The sequence below is a fragment of the Phenylobacterium sp. genome (assembly GCF_041919955.1).
Taxonomy (GTDB): Bacteria; Pseudomonadota; Alphaproteobacteria; order Caulobacterales; family Caulobacteraceae; genus Phenylobacterium.
Genome location: NZ_JAYRSU010000021.1, coordinates 42,646 through 61,557 on the forward strand (window position 1 = coordinate 42,646; position 18,912 = coordinate 61,557).

General features: G+C 66.9%; 20 protein-coding genes. 7 read left to right on the top strand and 13 right to left on the bottom strand.

Features of this window, described 5'->3' with window-relative positions; translation table 11 throughout:
* Positions 1-33 precede the first annotated feature (33 nt).
* Together ACE3T2_RS16580 and ACE3T2_RS16585 are read left to right on the top strand one after the other, a co-directional pair.
* Positions 34-1,587 (top strand): AMP-binding protein, encoded by a 1,554-nt coding sequence (locus ACE3T2_RS16580; RefSeq protein ID WP_374659327.1) that lies wholly within the window; start codon positions 34-36, stop codon positions 1,585-1,587.
* A 52-nt stretch (positions 1,588-1,639) separates the two neighbouring features.
* Positions 1,640-2,038: a DoxX family protein gene (locus ACE3T2_RS16585; RefSeq protein WP_374659329.1), complete on the top strand. Its 399-nt coding sequence runs from the start codon at positions 1,640-1,642 to the stop codon at positions 2,036-2,038.
* Positions 2,039-2,170: 132 nt separating this feature from the next.
* Here the strand turns inward: ACE3T2_RS16585 and lpdA are convergent, their stop codons facing one another.
* From lpdA to secG, 11 genes are all read right to left on the bottom strand, one after another.
* Entirely contained in the window at positions 2,171-3,571 is a 1,401-nt protein-coding gene (gene lpdA, locus ACE3T2_RS16590) for a dihydrolipoyl dehydrogenase (RefSeq protein ID WP_374659331.1), read from the bottom strand.
* A 14-nt stretch (positions 3,572-3,585) separates the two neighbouring features.
* The gene (locus ACE3T2_RS16595; protein WP_374659333.1) at positions 3,586-4,881 is read right to left on the bottom strand and encodes a pyruvate dehydrogenase complex dihydrolipoamide acetyltransferase; all 1,296 of its coding nucleotides are present in this window, start codon (positions 4,879-4,881) and stop codon (positions 3,586-3,588) included.
* 11 nt (positions 4,882-4,892) lie between these two features.
* Positions 4,893-5,327 (bottom strand): GFA family protein, encoded by a 435-nt coding sequence (locus ACE3T2_RS16600; protein WP_374659335.1) that lies wholly within the window; start codon positions 5,325-5,327, stop codon positions 4,893-4,895.
* 19 nt (positions 5,328-5,346) lie between these two features.
* Positions 5,347-6,717: a pyruvate dehydrogenase complex E1 component subunit beta gene (locus ACE3T2_RS16605; protein ID WP_374659337.1), complete on the bottom strand. Its 1,371-nt coding sequence runs from the start codon at positions 6,715-6,717 to the stop codon at positions 5,347-5,349.
* On the bottom strand, positions 6,714-7,760 hold the full coding sequence (gene pdhA, locus ACE3T2_RS16610; protein WP_374659339.1) for a pyruvate dehydrogenase (acetyl-transferring) E1 component subunit alpha: 1,047 nt from the start codon (positions 7,758-7,760) through the stop codon (positions 6,714-6,716). The genes ACE3T2_RS16605 and pdhA overlap by 4 nt, the downstream gene beginning before the upstream one ends.
* Positions 7,761-7,831: 71 nt before the next feature.
* Positions 7,832-8,128 (bottom strand): septum formation initiator family protein, encoded by a 297-nt coding sequence (locus ACE3T2_RS16615; protein ID WP_374659341.1) that lies wholly within the window; start codon positions 8,126-8,128, stop codon positions 7,832-7,834.
* A gap of 122 nt (positions 8,129-8,250) precedes the next feature.
* Complete coding sequence (gene eno / locus ACE3T2_RS16620) at positions 8,251-9,531, bottom strand: phosphopyruvate hydratase (protein ID WP_374659343.1); 1,281 nt, start codon at positions 9,529-9,531, stop codon at positions 8,251-8,253.
* A gap of 162 nt (positions 9,532-9,693) precedes the next feature.
* Positions 9,694-9,876, bottom strand: a complete 183-nt coding sequence (rpmF, locus tag ACE3T2_RS16625) for a 50S ribosomal protein L32 (RefSeq protein WP_374534463.1) — start codon at positions 9,874-9,876, stop codon at positions 9,694-9,696.
* Between the two features lie 113 nt (positions 9,877-9,989).
* Positions 9,990-10,316 carry an MmcQ/YjbR family DNA-binding protein gene (locus ACE3T2_RS16630; RefSeq protein ID WP_374659345.1) on the bottom strand — a complete coding sequence of 109 codons (327 nt, stop codon included), beginning with the start codon at positions 10,314-10,316 and terminating at the stop codon, positions 9,990-9,992.
* A gap of 46 nt (positions 10,317-10,362) precedes the next feature.
* Entirely contained in the window at positions 10,363-12,003 is a 1,641-nt protein-coding gene (locus ACE3T2_RS16635) for a CTP synthase (protein ID WP_374659347.1), read from the bottom strand.
* 156 nt (positions 12,004-12,159) lie between these two features.
* Positions 12,160-12,597: a preprotein translocase subunit SecG gene (gene secG, locus ACE3T2_RS16640; protein WP_374659349.1), complete on the bottom strand. Its 438-nt coding sequence runs from the start codon at positions 12,595-12,597 to the stop codon at positions 12,160-12,162.
* Positions 12,598-12,707: 110 nt separating this feature from the next.
* Between secG and ACE3T2_RS16645 the strand changes: the two genes are divergently transcribed.
* Together ACE3T2_RS16645 and ACE3T2_RS16650 are read left to right on the top strand one after the other, a co-directional pair.
* Positions 12,708-13,223 carry a GNAT family N-acetyltransferase gene (locus ACE3T2_RS16645; protein WP_374659351.1) on the top strand — a complete coding sequence of 172 codons (516 nt, stop codon included), beginning with the start codon at positions 12,708-12,710 and terminating at the stop codon, positions 13,221-13,223.
* A 24-nt stretch (positions 13,224-13,247) separates the two neighbouring features.
* Complete coding sequence (locus ACE3T2_RS16650; RefSeq protein ID WP_374659353.1) at positions 13,248-13,667, top strand: VOC family protein; 420 nt, start codon at positions 13,248-13,250, stop codon at positions 13,665-13,667.
* 9 nt (positions 13,668-13,676) lie between these two features.
* On the opposite strand, the gene tpiA is transcribed toward ACE3T2_RS16650, so the two are convergent.
* Positions 13,677-14,420 carry a triose-phosphate isomerase gene (gene tpiA, locus ACE3T2_RS16655; RefSeq protein ID WP_374659355.1) on the bottom strand — a complete coding sequence of 248 codons (744 nt, stop codon included), beginning with the start codon at positions 14,418-14,420 and terminating at the stop codon, positions 13,677-13,679.
* A 135-nt stretch (positions 14,421-14,555) separates the two neighbouring features.
* Here tpiA and ACE3T2_RS16660 point away from each other — a divergent pair, with 135 nt between their 5' ends.
* Positions 14,556-16,499: a SurA N-terminal domain-containing protein gene (locus ACE3T2_RS16660; RefSeq protein ID WP_374659357.1), complete on the top strand. Its 1,944-nt coding sequence runs from the start codon at positions 14,556-14,558 to the stop codon at positions 16,497-16,499.
* Positions 16,496-18,034: an anthranilate synthase component I gene (gene trpE, locus ACE3T2_RS16665; protein WP_374659359.1), complete on the top strand. Its 1,539-nt coding sequence runs from the start codon at positions 16,496-16,498 to the stop codon at positions 18,032-18,034. The genes ACE3T2_RS16660 and trpE overlap by 4 nt, the downstream gene beginning before the upstream one ends.
* Before the next feature lie 6 nt (positions 18,035-18,040).
* Here the strand turns inward: trpE and ACE3T2_RS16670 are convergent, their stop codons facing one another.
* Positions 18,041-18,241 carry a hypothetical protein gene (locus ACE3T2_RS16670; protein WP_374659361.1) on the bottom strand — a complete coding sequence of 67 codons (201 nt, stop codon included), beginning with the start codon at positions 18,239-18,241 and terminating at the stop codon, positions 18,041-18,043.
* Positions 18,242-18,321: 80 nt separating this feature from the next.
* On the opposite strand from ACE3T2_RS16670, the gene ACE3T2_RS16675 reads away from it, so the two are divergent.
* Positions 18,322-18,912 carry an aminodeoxychorismate/anthranilate synthase component II gene (locus ACE3T2_RS16675; protein ID WP_374659363.1) on the top strand — a complete coding sequence of 197 codons (591 nt, stop codon included), beginning with the start codon at positions 18,322-18,324 and terminating at the stop codon, positions 18,910-18,912.

The window sequence follows — 18,912 nt, forward strand, 5'->3', positions numbered from 1 at the left end:
AGACGGCGAGACGTTTCGGGGAGGTTTTCGCCTTTGTCGCGTTCTTTCGACCCGCGTTCGTGCGAGCGCTCACTTTTCGACGCGCTCATCGACGCGCGCGCCAGATACGGCGCCAAGAAGCCGATCCTGGAAGACCAGGAACGCAATCCGCTCAGCTACACCGACCTGATCCGCGCCGCCTTCGCGCTCGGCCGCAAGATCGCGGCCATGACCAAGCCGGGCGAGCGCGTCGGCGTCATGCTGCCGGCCAGTTCGGCCGCGGTGGTGACCTTCTTCGCCCTGCACGCCTTCGGCCGCACCCCGACCATGCTGAACTTCACGGCCGGCATCCGGAACCTGAAGGCGGCCTGTGAACTGGCCGGCGTGAAGCGGGTGCTGACCTCGCACCGCTTCGTCGAACAGGGAAAGCTGCATGACCTGATCGACGCGCTGGAGCCCCTGGCCGCCATCACCTATCTCGAAGAGGTTCGCGAGAAAGTCGGGCTGTCGGACAAGCTGTTCGCCGCTGCGGCCGCCGCTCTGCCCAAACAGTTCCGGGCCGAGACCAAGCCCTCGGATCCGGGCGTGATCCTCTTCACCTCGGGCAGCTTCGGCGCGCCGCGTGGCGTGATCCTCAGCCAGTCGAACCTGATCGCCAATGTCGAGCAGATCGCCGCGCATATCCCGCTCGATCCGAACTGGGTGATGTTCAACCCGCTGCCGACTTTCCACTGCTTCGGCCTGACCGACGGCGTCCTGCTGCCGCTGCTGACCGGCATGAAGGCGTTCGAATACCCCTCGCCCCTGCACACCAAGCAGATTCCGCCGCTGGTGAAGGACAGCAAGGCCTCGCTGCTGCTGGCCACAGACACCTTCGTCAACCAGTACGCCCGCGCCGCCGAGCCGGACGAACTGGCCGGCCTGCAGTTCATCGTCTGCGGCGCCGAGAAGGTGCGCGAGGAAACCCACAACCTGATCCGCGAGCGGTTTGGCGACGTGCCGGTGCTGGAAGGTTACGGCGCCACGGAAGCTTCTCCGGTCATCGCCGTGAACAAGCCGACCGACAATCGTCGCGGCACTGTCGGCGGGCTGCTGCCAGGCATGGAGACGCGCCTGGAGCCGGTCGAAGGCATTCCCGGCGGCGGGCGCCTCTATGTCCGCGGGCCCAATGTGATGAGCGGCTACCTCACCGAAGCCGGCCTGGAGCCGCCGCCCGGCGGTTGGCACGACACCGGCGACGTCGTGGACATCACGGACGACAACTGGATTAAGATCCTCGGCCGCGTGAAGCGCTTCGCCAAGGTCGGCGGCGAGATGGTCTCGCTGACTGCGGCGGAAGACATCGCCACGGCAGTGTGGCCCGACAGCCGCCACGCCGTCATCGCCATGCCCGACCCGAAGAAGGGCGAGCGCCTGATCCTGGTCACCGACCGCCGCGACGCCGACACCGGCCCGCTGCTCAGCCACGCCCAGACGATCGGCGCCCCGGAACTTGCGGTGCCGAAGAAGATCATCCGGGTGCCCGAGGTGCCGGTCCTGGGCACTGGCAAGACCGACTACGTGGCGATCACGCGCATGGCCGAGGCCGAAGTCCGCCGCGCCGCCTGATCCCGCTCGCGTTCCAGGCGCCGATCCTGCGCGCCTGTTGGGAGGGAACGTGATGCAAAGCCTCGACGCCTGGGCGCCGCGGACGCTCAGCCTGCTGCGGATCATCGCCGCCCTGCTCTTCATGGAGCACGGCCTGATGAAGCTGCTGCATTTCCCAGCGCCGCAGCCGGGCGCGCCGGATCCGCTGCCGATGATGCTGTTGGCGGCGGCCTGGATCGAGGTGATCGGCGGCGGACTGTTGACGCTGGGTCTGTTCACCCGCGCCGCCGCGTTCATCTGCTCGGGCCAGATGGCGGTAGCCTATTTCACCGCCCATTCGCCTCAGGGTTTCTGGCCGGCGCTGAACGGTGGCGAGCCGGCCATTCTCTACTGCTTCGTGTTCTTCTACCTGATCTTCGCGGGCGGCGGAGCCTGGAGCCTGGATGCGATGCGTGGGCGCAGACGACGATAGATCCGAGTTCCCCTTCAGCGGATATCTCAGCCGAAGGGGCGCCGAGGGGGACCTTGACGGCTACTGATCCAGCGCAGTCCCTCTCCTCTATCGCCTGACGGAGTTCCCTCCCCGAAGGGGAGGATCTTGGCTTCAGATGTGCAGCACTTGTCCGAACGCGTCGAGGGCGGCTTCGTGCATCGCCTCGCTCATGGTCGGATGCGGGAAGACGGTCGCGAAGACCTCCGCCTCGGTCGCCTCGAGCGTGATGGCCAGCGTGAAGCCCTGGATCATCTCGGTGACTTCCGCGCCGATCATGTGCGCGCCGATCAGGGCGCCGGTCTTGCCGTCGAAGATCGTCTTCACGAAGCCTTCGGTCTCCCCGGCCGCGATCGCCTTGCCGTTCACCTTGAAGGGAAAGCGGCCGACCTTGGCCTCGATCCCCTGATCCTTGGCCTGGGCCTCGGTCAAGCCGACCGAGGCGATCTGCGGCGTCGAATAGGTGCAGCCGGGGATAGGCGAGTTGAGATTCGACGGCTTCAGGCCCGCGATGTGCTCGATGCAGTGCACCCCCTCGTGGCTCGCCTTGTGGGCAAGCCAGGGCGGGCCGGCGACGTCGCCGATGGCGTAGAGGCCGGGGACGCCGGTCGCGCCGTGCTTATCGGTGACCACGTGGGTTTTCTCGACCTTCACGCCCAGGGCTTCGAGGCCCAGGTCCTCGACATTGCCGACGATGCCGACCGCGACGATGGCGACGTCGGCGGTCAGGGTCTCTGACTTGCCGCCAGCCTCCAGTTCGATGGAGACGCTGGTCTTCGACTTGGTAAGCTTCTTGACGCTGGCGCCGACGCGGAACTCGAGGCCCCGCTTCTCAAACGCCTTGTGCGCGGCCTTCGAGACTTCCTCGTCCTCGACCGGCAGGATGCGAGGCAGCGCCTCGATCACCGTCACCTCCGAGCCCAGGGCCCGATAGAAGCTGGCGAACTCGATGCCGATGGCGCCCGAACCGATGACGATCAGCGACTTCGGCGCGGCCTTCGGAACCAGCGCCTCGCGATAGGTCCAGACCCGTTCGCCGTCCGGCTCAAGTCCGATTGCGGGGATCGTGCGCGCACGGGCGCCGGTGGCCAGGATCACGTGCTTGGCCTGCACCGTGCGCGAGCCGCCGGCCTTCAGGGCGACGACGACCTTGGGCGCGCCCTCCCCTTTCTCCAGTTTCGCCGTCCCCTCGATCACCTCGATCTTGTGCTTCTTCATGAGGTAGGTGACGCCGGAGTTGAGTTGCGCGGCGACCTTGCGCGAGCGCTGCACGACCCCATCGAAGTCGAAGCTGGCCTTCTCGACCTTCACTCCGTAATCGGCCAGGTGGCTGAGGTTCTCATAGGCCTCGCCCGATTTCAGCAGCGCCTTGGTCGGGATGCAGCCCCAGTTGAGGCAGATGCCGCCGAGCGTCTCGCGCTCGACGATGGCGGTCTTGAAGCCAAGTTGGCTGGCGCGGATGGCCGTGACATAGCCGCCCGGGCCCGAGCCGATGACGATGACGTCGAAATCCATGACTTACCGCTTCCTCAGACGATCATCGTGATGGGGTCTTCGATCAGGGCCTTGAAGGCCGCGAGCCAGCGTGCGCCGACGGCCCCGTCGACCACGCGGTGATCGCAGGTCAACGTCACGGTCATGACCGTAGCGACGGCCAACTGGCCGTTCTTGACCACCGGGCGCTGCTCGCCCGCGCCCACCGACAGGATGCAGCCCTGCGGCTCGTTGATGATCGAGGCGAAGGACTTGATGCCGAACATGCCGAGGTTCGAGACCGAGAAGGTGCCGCCCTGGAATTCGTCGGGCTTCAGCTTGCGGGTCCGCGCGCGCTCGGCCAGATCCTTGGCCTCGGTGGCGATCTGCGCCAGCCCCTTCTGCTCGGCCTTGCGGATGATCGGGGTGATCAGGCCGCCGTCGATCGCCACCGCCATGGCGATGTCCGCGTGGTGGTGCATGGCGATGCCTTCGGGCGAATAGGAGGCGTTGGCCTCCGGCACCTGCGTCAGGGCCACGGCGGCGGCCTTGATGACCAGGTCGTTGACGCTGACCTTCACCCCCCGCTTCTCCAGCATGGCGTTGATCTTGGCGCGGCTGGCCAGCAGGCCGTCGATCTCAAGGTCGATGGTCAGCGGGAAGTGGGGCACGTCGCGGAAGCTGTCGGTCATGCGGCGGGCGACGGTCTTGCGCATGCCGTCCAGCGGGATGAGGTCGTAGCTGCCGTCAGGGATGCCCATTTGAGCCAGGGTCTGGGCTTGGCGCGGGGCGGAGGCGGCGGGGGCGGGGGCGGCCGCAGGTGCGGCGGCGGGAGCCTTGGCCTGGGGCGTAGCGCCCTCGACGTCGCGCTTGATGATGCGGCCGTGCGGACCCGAGCCCTGCACTTGGCCGAGATCTAGGCCCTTCTGTTCCGCGATGCGGCGGGCCAGCGGCGAGGCGAAAATCCGCTCCCCCGCGGCCTTGGCCGGCGCAGCCGGCGCAGGCTTGGGCGCTTCGGTCGGCGCAGCGGCCGCGGGCTTCGGAGCCTCGGCTTTCGGCGCTTCAGCCGTCTTGGCCGGCTCGGCCTTGGCGGGAGCAGCCGCGGGCGCGCCCTCACCGGCCAGACGCGCGATCGGCGTATTGACCTTCACGCCTTCCGAGCCCTCGGGAATGAGGATCTCCTCGACCACTCCTTCGTCGACGGCCTCGACCTCCATGGTCGCCTTGTCGGTCTCGATTTCGGCGATCACGTCGCCGGACGAGACGGTGTCGCCTTTCTTCACGTGCCACTTGGCGAGCGTGCCCTCCTCCATGGTGGGCGAGAGCGCGGGCATCAGAACATCAATGGACATCTTTGAGCTTCTCAGGCGCTGGGCAAGGCTTCGACGAGGATGGTGGGCGTCCAGCGCGCCTTCCGCCGGGCCAGCCTCTCCTCGTCGGTTTCTTCGTCGTATATGGCGGGTTCGGCGGTCCGGTCCGCAAACCCGGGGAGTTCGACGCCCGCCACGTTGAGTGTGGCGAACGCCGCAGTTTCAGTCTGGAGCAGCGAGGCGACATAGACCCCGCACTCGTCGCAGATCAGGGCCTCCACGGCGCGCCGACCGAAGCGGTAGCGGTTGATCGATCCCGGGGCGGCCTCGATGTGCAGCCTGCAGGTCGGATCGCTCGTCGTCCGCGCGCCGTGCCGCCGGCAAAAGCCGCATTGGCAAGAGCGGAGCGGAAGCTCGGCGACCGGCTTGCCGGTCTCGAACTCCACCCTGATCGCGCCGCAGTGGCAATGGCCGGCCAGCGTGGTCATAAGCGTCGCAGGCCCGCCATCAGCGATAGGCGACCGCCTTGGCCGCCTTCACGATGTCTTCCACCGAGGGCAGCGACAGCGCCTCCAGATTGGCCGCATAGGGCATCGGCACGTCCTTCTGGTGCACCCGCGCAGGCGGGGCGTCCAGATAGTCGAAGGCGTGCTCGAGCACCCGCGCCACGACCTCGGCGCCGACGCCCATCGGGCCCCAGCCTTCCTCGGCGGTCACCAGGCGGTTGGTCTTCTTGACGCTCTCGACGATCGTCTCGTGATCCAGCGGACGCAGGGTGCGCAGGTCAATGACCTCCGCGTCGATCCCCTCGGCGGCCAGTTCCTCGGCCGCCTTGAGCGCCAGCCCGACCATCCGCGAGTGGGCGGTGATGGTCACATCCTTGCCCTCGCGGCGGATCTTGGCCTTGCCGATCGGCACGATCCAGTCGACGTCCTCGGGAACGTCGAACTCCTGGCCGTACATCATCTCGTGCTCGAGGAAGACGACCGGGTTCGGATCGCGGATCGCAGCCTTCAGCAGGCCCTTGGCGTCGGCCGCGTCGTACGGCGCAATGACCTTCAGGCCCGGGACCTGGGCGTACCAGGCCGAATAGTCCTGGCTGTGCTGGGCCGCCACGCGCGCCGCGGCCCCGTTCGGACCGCGGAACACGACCGAGCACTTGATCTGGCCACCCGACATGTAGAGCGTCTTGGCCGCCGAGTTGATGATGTGGTCGATCGCCTGCATGGCGAAGTTCCAGGTCATGAACTCGACGATCGGCTTCAGGCCCGCCATGGCCGCCCCGACGCCGAGGCCGGCGAAGCCGTACTCGGTGATCGGCGTGTCGATCACGCGCTTGTCGCCGAATTCCTGCAGCAGATCGCGCGAGACCTTGTAGGCGCCTTGGTACTGGGCGACTTCCTCGCCCATCAGGAACACCTTGTCGTCCTTGCGCATCTCCTCGGCCATGGCGTCGCGCAGGGCGTCGCGGATGGTCGTCTTGACGAGCTTGGCGCCTTCCGGGAGCTCCGGATCGCGCAGCTCGACCTTCGGGACGACCGGCGCGGCCGCCTCGCCCTCAGGTTGGACGGGAGCAGCTTCCGGCTGCGCCTTCTCGGGCTCGCCCGACGATTGAGCCGGAGCCTTGGCGGCGGAGGCGTCGCCGCCCGAAAGCCGCGCGATCGGCGTGTTTACCTTCACCGCCTCGGTGCCCTCGGGCACCAGGATAACTTCGATGGTTCCCTCGTCGACGGCCTCGACCTCCATGGTCGCCTTGTCGGTCTCGATCTCGGCGATCACATCGCCGGAACGGACGGTGTCGCCCTGCTTCACGTGCCATTTGGCGAGAGTGCCCTCCTCCATCGTCGGAGACAGGGCCGGCATAAGGACGTCGGTCACTCGGCGGCCTCCAGATAGACGTCCGTATAGAGCTCCGACGGCTCGGGCTCGGGCGAGGTGCGCGCGAATTCCGCCGCGTCTGCGACGATGGCCTTCACTTCGGCGTCGATGGCCTTGAGAGCGGCCTCGTCGGCCCAGCCTTTCGAGGCCAGCAGTTCCTGCACATGGTCGATCGGATCGCGGGTCTTGCGGACCTCGTCGACCTCATCACGTGTGCGGTACTTGGCCGGATCGCTCATCGAGTGACCGCGGTAGCGATAGGTCTTCATCTCGAGGATGTAGGGCCCCTTGCCCGAACGAGCGTGTTCGGCGGCCTTCTGGGCGGCGGCCTTCACGGCCAGCACGTCCATGCCGTCGACTTCCTCGCCGGGGATCCGGAACGAGGAGCCTCGCTTGTAAAGGTGGGTTTCGGACGAGGAGCGCTCAATCGAGGTGCCCATGGCGTACTGGTTGTTCTCGATCACGTAGACGACCGGTAGGTCCCAAAGCTGAGCCATGTTGAAGCTCTCGTAGACCTGGCCCTGGTTGGCCGCCCCGTCGCCGAAGTAGGTGAAGGACACCTTCTTGTTGTCGCGGTAGCGGTTGGCGAGCGCCAGACCAGTGCCGAGCGCCACCTGGCCGCCGACGATGCCGTGACCGCCGTAGAAGTCGGCTTCGGTCGAGAACATATGCATCGACCCGCCCTTACCCTTGGACGAACCGCCAGCACGGCCGGTGAGCTCGGCCATGACTTCCTTGGGATCCATGCCGCAGGCCAGCATGTGACCGTGGTCGCGGTAGCCCGTGATCACCTGATCGCCCGGCTCCTTGATCGCCTGGACGCCGACAGCGATGGCCTCCTGGCCGATGTAAAGGTGACAGAAGCCCCCGATGAGGCCCATGCCATAGAGTTGTCCCGCCCGCTCCTCGAAGCGGCGGATCAGCAGCATATCGCGATAGTACTGGAGGAGTTCGTCGCGGGTTACGGAACCCTCTGAAGAACCACTGACACCCGTATCACCACTCTTTCGCTTAGCTGTGGAGCCAGTTTGCCCACGCGCCATTCGTCTCTCCCGCAGGATTGCAGTTTCGCGGTTAAGCTCCGCGTTTCAGTTAAGATGTGAACGAATCCGCTCTACGGCTTCACGCGGATCACATAATCGTTCGGATGTCCGAAGCCTAGCAGGGAACGGGCGCGCTCTTCCAGTAGGTCGGCCGAAAGACTCGAATCACGCAGCAGCTTCGCCCGGGCTTCCAAATCCTGCCGCTGGGTACGCAACTGGGCCAACTCCTGGGACTTGGCCGCAAGCGCAGCATCGCGTTGGGTGGAGGAAAGCAGCCCGCGTTCGCCAGTGAAGGCGTGGAAGCCGAAATAGACGATCAGGAACGCAAGCGCTGCTGTCGGCAGATATGGGCGAAGGCGTGCGAACACAGGCGAATCTGGGACTCCTGAACACCGCTATCTCACGCAAACGTGCTTAATTTCCGGTTACAAACCGGAGGCCGGAGCGGGACGCGACGGCCATGGCCGCGCCCCGCTCCGGGCCACGTCGGTCAGAGGCGCTTGAGCGCCTTGGCGCCGAGGTAGATCGCCTGGTCGCCCAGCTCTTCCTCGATGCGGAGAAGTTGATTGTATTTCGCGGTGCGGTCCGACCGAGCCAACGAACCGGTCTTGATCTGCCCGCAGTTCATCGCCACGGCTAGGTCGGCGATGGTCGAGTCCTCGGTTTCGCCCGAGCGGTGGCTCATCACCGAGGTGTAGCCGGCGCGGTGCGCCATCTCGACGGCGTCCATGGTCTCGGACAGCGTGCCGATCTGGTTGACCTTGACCAGGATCGAATTGGCCAGGCCCTTGTCGATGCCCATCGACAGGCGAGCGGGATTGGTCACGAACAGGTCGTCCCCGACCAGCTGCACCTTGCCGCCAAGGGCCTCGGTCAGCAGCTTCCAGCCCTCCAGGTCGTCCTCGGCGGCGCCGTCCTCGATGGTCACGATCGGGAAGTTTCCGACTAGGCCTTCCAGGTACTTCACCATACCGGCCGGATCGAGCGACTTGCCTTCGCCTTCCAGCTCATACTTGCCGTTCTTGAAGAACTCGGTCGAGGCGACGTCGAGGCCGAGCTGGAAGTCGGAGCCAGCCTTGTAGCCGGCCGCCTCGCCCGCCTTGACGATGAAGGCCAAAGCTTCCTCGGCCGAGCCGATGTTCGGGGCGAAGCCACCCTCGTCGCCGACGTTGGTGTTGTGACCGGCGTCCTTGAGGGCCTTCTTCAGGCCATGGAAGATCTCGGCTCCCATGCGCAGGCCCTCGGCGAAGGTCGGGGCGCCGGTGGGCAGGATCATGAATTCCTGGATGTCGATGGGATTGTCGGCGTGGGCGCCGCCGTTGATGATGTTCATCATCGGGACCGGCAGCACGCGGGCCGAAACGCCGCCCACGTACTTGTAGAGCGGCAGGCCGGCGCTGATCGCCGCGGCCTTGGCGGTCGCCAGGCTGACGCCAAGGATGGCGTTGGCGCCCAGGCGAGCCTTGTTGGGGGTGCCGTCCAGGTCGATCAGGCGCTGATCGAGGCGGCGCTGGTCCTCGGCGTCGAAACCCGAGAGCGCATCGTAGATCTCGCCGTTGACGGCCTCGACGGCCGCCAGCACGCCCTTGCCGCCGTAGCGCGACTTGTCGCCATCGCGCTTCTCAACCGCCTCGTGCGCGCCGGTGGAGGCGCCGGACGGGACCGCCGCGCGGCCCAGCGAGCCGTCCTCGAGGACGACGTCGACCTCGACCGTCGGGTTGCCGCGGCTGTCGAGGATTTCGCGGGCTGTGATGTCGACGATCTCGGTCATGGGAGCTCCAGGCTAGGCGGGAAAGGCGCGCGACCCTTTAGCCACCTTCGCCGCCGGGGGCAAACCCAGGGCCGAAACCAAAGCAAAAACCCCCGCCCGGCGGACCGGGCGGGGGTTTTCGAAGCTTGCGGGCGCATTCGCGCCCGAAATCGCCCTGGAGGCCTAGTCAGCCTTCGGGGTGATGACCTGGCGGCCCTTGTACATGCCGGTCTTCAGGTCGATGTGGTGCGGGCGCTTCAGTTCGCCGGTTTCCTTGTCTTCGACATAGGAGTTGGCGCCCAGCGCATGGTGCGAACGTCGCATGTTGCGCCGCGAGGGGGATACTTTTCGCTTCGGAACGGCCATCGGAGAATCTCGCAGGCGTAGAAAATGGAGAAGGCGGCCGAACGGGCGGCCGCCGACGTGAGCGCGGGTGTATGCATGATACGCCCCGGAAGATCAAGCGCCTGAAAGAAATCTCAGCCAATCAAGCGTTTCGGGGCCACCTGCGCCCAGGCCATCCGCATCAACTCGGCGAATCGCGGCTCCTCGATGCGCTCGAACCAGACGAAGGTCGAGCCCTTGCTCCCCCAGTAACCCGGGACCGGCTCGACAACGCCCGGCAGGCCCTCGGCCAGGTTGCGCTGGTCCTCGGGATCTAGCTTTAGCATGGCCCGCGGATGGTCCTGGTGGATCGTGCAGAAGATCTTCTTGCCGACCCGGAACGACGGCATGCCGAAGTGGTCGGCCTCGTAGGCCTCCGTCTGGGCCAGGGCGATACGGCGGACCTCGTCGCGGGTGAGCATGAGGGAACGATATCGCTCCCTCACCTGCGTGGGGAGGGAGAAAGCCCTAGACCAGCCGGCTCCGCTCCTTGGCCGCACCGATGAAGCCGGTGAACAGCGGGTGCGGGTCGAAGGGCCGGCTCTTCAGTTCCGGGTGGAACTGCACGCCGACGAACCACGGGTGGTCCGCACGCTCGCAGATCTCGGGCAGCACACCGTCGGGTGAAAGGCCGGAGAACGCCAGGCCGGTGTTCTCGATCGCCTCGCGATAGCCGATGTTCACTTCGTAGCGATGGCGGTGACGCTCGTGGATCACCGGGCCGCCGTAGATCGCGGCCACCTTGGATCCCGGCGTCAGGATCGCTTCGTACGAGCCCAGGCGCATGGTGCCGCCCAGGTCGTCGCCTTCCCTACGGGTCTCGCGCTCGTTGCCGCGCACCCATTCGGTCATCAGGCCGACGATCGGCTCGCTGGTCGGGCCGAACTCGGTCGACGAGGCGTGCTTGAGGCCGGCGAGGTTCCGGGCGGCCTCGATCATCGCCATCTGCATGCCGAAGCAGATGCCGAAATAAGGGATCTCGTGCTCGCGAGCGAACTGGACGGCGCGGATCATGCCCTCCGAGCCCCGCTCGCCGAAGGCGCCGGGCACCAGCACCCCGTGGACGCCGGTCAGGCGCTCGGAGATCAGCCCCTCCTCCCGCTCGAAGGTCTCGCCTTCGATCCAGTCGAAACGGACGCGGACGTTGTTGGCGACGCCGCCGTGCACCAGGGCTTCGACCAGCGACTTATAGGCGTCGGTCAAGACGGTGTACTTGCCGACGATGGCGATATTCACCTCGCCGTCGGGGTTGGTCAGGGTGTTGGAGATCGACTGCCAGCGCGACAGGTCAGGCGCAGGCGCGCTCTCGAGCATGCCGAACACCGACAGCACTTCGCGGTCCAGGCCCTGGGCGTGGTAGTCGAGAGGCACGTGATAGATGTTCGGCGAGTCCATCGCCTGGATCACGGCGCTTTCCCGAACATTGCAGAACTGGCCGATCTTGCGGCGTTCGCCCGCCGGGATCGGCTGCTCACAGCGGCACAGCAGGATGTCGGGCTGGATACCGATCGAGCGCAGTTCCTTCACCGAGTGCTGTGTCGGTTTGGTCTTCATCTCCCCGGCCGTCTTGATGAACGGCAACAGGGTCAGATGGATGTAGCAGGCGTGGCCGCGGGGCAGCTCCTGGCCCAACTGACGGATCGCCTCGAAGAACGGCAGGCCCTCGATGTCGCCCACTGTGCCGCCGATCTCGACGAGCACGAAGTCCACGCCCTCTCCCGGATCGCTGAGCACGAAGTTACGGATCTCGTCGGTGACGTGCGGGATCACCTGGACCGTCGCGCCGAGATAGTCGCCCCGGCGCTCTTTCTCGATGATGGTCTTGTAGATCTGGCCGGTGGTGATGTTGTCGGCCTTGGTGGCGTTCACGCCGGTGAAGCGCTCGTAGTGCCCCAGGTCGAGGTCGGTCTCGGCGCCGTCGTCGGTCACGAAGACCTCGCCGTGCTGATAGGGGCTCATCGTCCCCGGATCGACATTCAGATAGGGGTCGAGCTTACGCAGGCGGACCTTGTAGCCGCGAGCCTGCAGGAGCGCGCCAAGGGCGGCGGACGCGAGACCTTTTCCAAGAGAGGAAACCACGCCGCCGGTGATGAAAATGTACCGGGCCATGGGCGTTCAGAGTACCAGCGATTCGCAGCGAATGCGCTGCGGCGATTCGCCAAAGCTTGTGGATTGCGAGCGCCGTTCCGCGAACGCGGACGCACGCAAACGCCGAACGAGCCGCCGAAGCGGCTTTTGATCAGGTTTCACGATGACTCTGGAACGTTAGGGGTTGGACGGCGCGGCCGGGGCCGGCTGCTGTTGGACCGGCGCTTCGCCGAACGGGTTGCGGACCTGCGGCGTCGGGGCGGTCAGCGGCGCAGGCGCGTCGCTGGGCGACGTGGGCGCGGCGGGCTGTTGCTGCTGGGGAGGCTGGTTCAGGCTGTTCGGGTCGATGCCTTGGACCTTGATGCGATCCACGACCGAGGCGGCGCCGCGCTCGCGGCCGGCCAGCATGGTCAGGGCCAGGCTCAGGACGAAGAAGATCGTGCCCAGGATCCAGGTCGTGCGGGTCAGCAGGTCGCCGGCGCCGCGAGCGGTCATGAAGCCAGTGTTGCCCCCGCCCATGCCCAGCGCACCGCCTTCCGAGCGTTGCAGCAGCACCACGGCGATCAGCGCGATGCAGACGATGACGTGAACAGTGAGCAGAATGCCGAGCAGCATGACGTATCCGTTGTCTTCGACGGGTCCCCCGCGCCGAAATGAAGCGCGCGCTCTACCACCCGGCGGCGCGTAAGGCCATAGCTAGGGCGTCGCATCTTGCGGGCAAGTCCATGATTCTCGAAACCGAACGTCTGAGCCTGCGGCCGCTGGAGGTCGGTGACGCCGATCTGCTGTTCCCGGTGCTCAGCGACGTCGAGGTCATGGCCCATTGGGACATCCCCGAGGTGGACGACCCAGATCTGGTCAAGGCGATCGTCGAGGGCCAGGTCGCCGACGCCCGAGCCGGCAAGGCCGCGCACTGGGCGATCCGAAGGCTGGACGACGACGAATTCCTGGGCGCATGCGACCTCTCGGACATCGACCGCTGGCACAAGCGCGCCGAGGTGGGCTTCATCCTCGGCCGCGACGCCTGGGGCCACGGCTACGCCCTGGAGGCCATGCGCGCGGTCATCGGCTATGCCGCCGCCATGGGCGTGCGGCGGCTGGCGGCGCGCACCCACCTGGGCAATCGCCGCTCCGACGCCCTGTTGGAAAAGCTTGGGTTCGAGCAGGAAGGTCTGCTGCGCGGACATGTGCTGCGCGACGGTGAGCATCGCGACTGCCGCCTGTTCGGCCTGTTGCTATAGGCGCCCGCCCCCTATCTCTTGCGCATGACACATCCCGTCCAGCCTGCCGGCTTCGACCACATAGTCCTGCGCGTCGTCGACAAGGAGAAGATGGTCGCCTTCTATCGCGACATTCTCGGTTGCCCGGTCGACTGGGACCGGCCGGAACTGGGCATGACTCACGTGAGGGTCGGAAGCTCGCTGATCGACCTCGTCACCGTTGACGGTAAGCTGGGCAGGGCCGGCGGCTCGGCCCCCGGCGTGGAGGGCCGCAACCTCGATCATTTCTGTCTGGCGGTCCGACCGTTCGATCCGCAGGCCATCCGCGCGCACCTGGAGGCCCACGGCGTAACCATCGTCGACGAGGGCGACCGCTACGGGGCCGAAGGCGATGGGCTGTCCATCTACATCCTCGACCCCGAGGGCAACACGGTGGAGCTGAAAGGCCCCTCCGAGTCCGTCTAGAGAGGCCGGCTAGAGGGCCCGGATGATGCCGAGAAAGTCCTCGGCCTTCAGCGAGGCCCCGCCGACCAGGGCGCCGCCGACCTCGGCCGCATGGAGAATTTCGGCGGCGTTCGAGGGCTTCACCGAACCGCCATAGAGAATCGGCGCGGTCTTTCCGTGTTCGCCGAACAGCTCGACCAGGGCGGCGCGGATCGCGACATGGACTTCCTCGATTTCAGGAGTCGTCGGGGTCAGGCCGGTGCCGATGGCCCACACCGGCTCATAGGCGACCGAGAACGCCTTGCCGGCCAGGGCCGCCGGCAGAGAGCCCCTCACCTGCCCGGTTACGATCTCCAGCGCCTTGTCGGCCTTGCGCTCGTCCAGGGTCTCGCCGACGCAGACGATCGGCTCCAGGCCGGCGCGGAGCGCCGCCTCGACCTTGGCGGCGACCACGGCGTCGGTCTCGCCATAGCCGGCGCGCCGCTCGGAATGTCCGAGGATCACCAGGCTGGCGCCCGCGTCGGCCAGCATTTCGGCGGCCACGTCGCCGGTGAAGGCGCCCGACGCCTCGGCCCGGCAGTCCTGGCCACCGACCAGAACCGGACCGCCTTCCATCGCGCTCGCGGCCCGCTCGACCAGGGTCGCGGGCGGGCAGATCGCCACGCGGGCCTTGGCTTGGCCGAGACCGGCGGCGACGGCCTGAGCCTCCGCCAGAGACGCGGCGACCCCGTTCATCTTCCAGTTGCCGGCGATCAAAGGGGTCGGAGAAGTCATGTCTGCCTCGTGTTTTTCGTGGTCGCAGCGGCGTTAAGGCAAGCTGCTTCTTCTGTCACGCGCTTGCGGGGGGGAAGCCGCCTCCACTATACCCGCCGTTCCATGTTCGCGCCGAAGGGGCTCCGGTAGGGTCAAATGCTGTCCGCCACCCGACAATTCGCCAAATCCTGGGTCGCCGCCGTGCTGATCGGCTTGCTGGTCGTCAGCTTCGCGATCTTCGGCGTCAACGACGTCTTCAAAGGCAACTTCTCCAACGATGTCGTGAAGGCGGGCTCGCGGCACGTCTCTGGCGCGGCCTTCCGGCAGGAGTTCGACAACTTCCGCAAAAACGCCGAGCAACAGACCAAGCGCCCCGTGACGACCGAGGAAGCCGTTCAGGCCGGCCTCGACAAGCGGCTGATGGACGAGATCGCCACCCGCGAATCGTTCGGCGAAATGCTGTCGCGCGCGGGCGTGAGGGCCTCCGATCGGCTGCTCGAATCGGAACTGCGGAAAATCCCGGCTTTCTTCAACTCGGTCTCCGGCGCTTTCGACAAGGCGCTGTACCAGCAGAAGCTCAACGAAAACGGCCTGACGCCGGCCCGCTTCGAAACCATCATGCGCGACCAGATCGGCGAGTCGCATGTCGCTTCGGCGATGGTGAACGGCCTGCGCGTGCCGCGCGCCTATAGCGCTCTCGGCGCGATCTACGAGACGGAAGCCCGCGACGTCAGCTACTTCGCGATCGATCCGCGCAGCGTGCCGCAGCCGGCCGCGCCGACCGACGCGCAGCTGACCAGCCTGATGAACGAGATGTCCGACCGCATCAAGCGGCCGGAATTCCGCGTGATCACGGTGGTCGCTTTCACCCCGGCGCTGGTCAGCGCCAGCCTGCCGATCGACGAGGCTGAGGTTCAGAAGCGCTTTGCGTTCCGCAAGGACACCATGTCTCGCCCGGAAACCCGCACCGTGATCCAGATCCCGGTGAAGGACGCCGCGTCGGCCCAGTCCGTCGCAGCCCGCCTCGGCAAGGGCGAGGATCCGGCCGCCATCGCCAAGTCGCTGGGCGTCAACGCCATCACATATGCTGACAAGCCGCAGTCGGCGATCCCGGACAAGCAGGTCGGCGCCGCCGCTTTCGGCCTGAAGGAAGGCCAGACCTCGGGCGCCATCCAGGGCGAACTGGGCATGGCCATCGTGAAGGTGCTGAAGATCACCGCCGGCCAGTCGGTTACGCTGGACCAGGTGCGTCCACAGATCGAAGCCGAACTGCGCAAGGACGCGGCTTCCGAGAAGGTCTACGCCCTGAGCCAAGCCTACGAGGACGCGCGTCAGGGCGGCTCGAACCTCGTCGAGGCCGCCAAGAAGGCCGGCGTGCCGACCACCACCCTCGGCCCCGTCACGGCTCGCGGTCAGGGCCAGCAAGGCCAGCCGGTCGCCGGCGTGACGCCGAAGATGCTGGAAGTCGCCTTCGGCCTGCCGGCCGGTGGCGAAAGCGACATTCAAGACGCCGGCGAGGGCCAATACTTCGCCGTGCGTGTTGAAAAGATCATTCCAGCCGCCCTGCCGCCGTTGGCCGAAATCAAGCCCGAGCTCGCCCGCTTCTGGACGATGCGCGAGACGGTCAAGCGCATGCAGGCGAAGGCCGACGAACTGGCCGCACGCGTGAAGAAAGGCGAGAGCCTGGAGACCGTCGCGGCCTCGGCCGGAGCCAAGGTGGTCAACGTGACCGGCCTGGACCGACAGAACGCCGCCCAGAGCACAGCCCTGTCGCGGGACGGCCTGATCAAGGCCTTCGGCGCCAAGCCCGGCGACGTGTTCACCGCCGAGCATACCCAGTTCGCCCTGATCGTCGGCAAGCTGACCGCGGTCCGCGCGCCGGCCCCGGCCGCCGTCGCCCGCATCACCGAGGACGCGCGGCCGCAGCTGACGATGGCGTTCTTCCGCGACCTCGGGGCCTCGGCGCGCCGCGCATCGCGCACCGAACTGGGCGCGAAGATCTATCCCGACAAGGCGCGCGCGGCCCTTGGCCTGCCGCCGCTCGAAAAAGGCAAGGAAGAGGCCGCCGCCCCGGCGGCCAAGACGGAGAAGGCGAAGTGACGATCGATCCTGCGTTTGCGGACTTTGAGGAGACGTATTCTCAAGGCGCGCCGCAGGTCGTCTGGACCCGCTTGATCGACGATCTCGAGACACCCGTCTCGGCCTATCTGAAGATCGCCCACGGCCGCCCCTACGCCTTCCTGTTCGAAAGCGTCGAGGGCGGCGCCCACCGCGGCCGCTATTCGGTTATCGCCATGAAGCCCGACCTCGTCTGGAGGTGCCGGGGGGATGCGGCCGAGATTGCGGTCGGCCCCGACATCGAGGCTGGACGCTTCCAGGCCCAGGCCGGGGGGGCGCTGGATTCGCTGCGCGACCTGGTCGCCCGCTCAAGGCTGGACCTGCCGGAGGGCCTTCCACCCATGTCGGCCGGCGTATTCGGCGCCATCGGCTACGACATGATCCGGCTGGTTGAGCGCCTGCCGAACATCAATCCCGATCCGCTCGGCCTGCCCGATGGGCTGATGATCCGTCCCTCGATGGTGGCGATCTTCGACGCCATCGCCCAGGAGATCGTCCTGGTCACGACGGTGCGCCCTTCGGAGATCACCGCCAAGGCCGCCTACGAGGACGCCAAGACACGGCTGGCCGAGGTAGTCGCCGACCTGCGCAAGCCCGCACCGCCGCTGACCGGCGAGGCCGCACCCGAACCGGACCGCTTCACCACGCCGGTAAGCCGTGAGGACTATCACCGCATCGTCGCCCGAGCGAAGGACTACATCCTGGCGGGCGACATCTTCCAGGTGGTGCCGAGCCACCGGTTCCGCGCGCCGTTCGCGCACGACCCGTTCGCGCTCTATCGCTCGCTGCGGCGCATGAACCCCTCTCCGTTCCTGTTCTACCTGAACTACGGCGACTTCCAGCTGGCCGGCTCGTCGCCGGAGATTTTGGTGCGCCTGCGCGACGGCAAGATCACCATCCGCCCGATCGCCGGCACCCGGCCTCGCGGCGCGACCCCGGAAGAGGACCGCGCGCTCGAGGCCGACCTGATCGCGGACCCCAAGGAGCGGGCCGAGCACCTGATGCTGCTCGACCTCGGCCGCAACGACGTGGGCCGCGTGGCGATGCTGAAGACCAAGGGCGCAAACGAGCCCCCGCAGCCGCAGGCTTCGCGCGGACCGCGGGTGCGCGTGACCAACTCATTCTTCGTCGAGCGCTATAGCCACGTCATGCACCTGGTCTCCAACGTCGAAGGCGACGCGCCCGAGGGGCTCGATCCCATCGACGTGCTGATGGCCGCCCTGCCCGCGGGCACGCTGTCGGGCGCGCCCAAGGTGCGGGCGATGGAGATCATCGACGAGTTGGAGATCGAAAAGCGCGGCATCGCCTATGCGGGCGCTGTCGGCTATTTCGGCGCTGACGGCTCGGTCGACACCTGCATCGTGCTGCGCACGGCGCTCTTTAAGGACGGCCAGATGTACGTCCAGGCCGGCGGCGGTGTGGTCGCCGACAGCGATCCCGACGCCGAATACGACGAGACGCTGCACAAGGCTCGCGCCCTGCGCCGCGCCGCCGAGGAGGCCTGGCGCTTCGTCTGACCTGCCCTAAGGCGCGCGATCGACCACGTGCGTGGTCGTCACAGGCGGGGCGGTGATCATGGCGGCGGCCAGCGACAGCGCCGCGACCGCCGCGAACGCCGCAGCCGCCAGCGCCGGCCAGGCCCGCTCCCGAACGACCGGCGGACGCAGAAGCGTCCGGGCGTAGGCCAACTGGTCGGGATCGAGCGCAGAATCGGCTGGCGTCATGAACACAGCATCGGCCCAAGCTTGGTTCCCGGCAATCGCGGGACTTGGCGGCAGGGCCGGCGGAGCCTAGAGAACCTGCCATGATCCTGGTCGTCGATAACTACGACAGCTTCACCTACAACCTGGTTCACTATCTGAACGAACTGGGCGCGGAGACGCTGGTCTATCGCAACGACGCGCTGAGCGTCGAAGAGGCGCTCGGCCTCAAGCCGGCCGGCGTGCTGCTCTCGCCCGGACCCTGCACGCCGAATGAGGCGGGCATCTGCCTCGGACTGCTGGCCGCGGCGCCGGATGACCTGCCAATCTTGGGCGTCTGCCTCGGCCACCAGGCGATCGGCCAAGCCTATGGCGGCGATGTGGTCCGCGCCAAGGCGATCATGCATGGCAAGACCAGCCCCATCCATCATGAGGGCAAAGGCATCTTCGCCGGTCTGCCAGATCCGTTCACCGCGACCCGCTACCACAGCCTCTCCGTCGAAAAGTCGACATTGCCGCAGGCGCTCGAGGTGACCGCCTGGACCGAGGACGGCGAGATCATGGGCTTCCAGCACCGCGAAAAGCCGGTGCACGGCGTCCAATTCCACCCGGAGTCCATCGCCACCGAAGGCGGCCACGCAATGCTGGCCAACTTCCTCAAGCTCGCGGGCGCCCTGCCCCCGGTCGACGCCTGA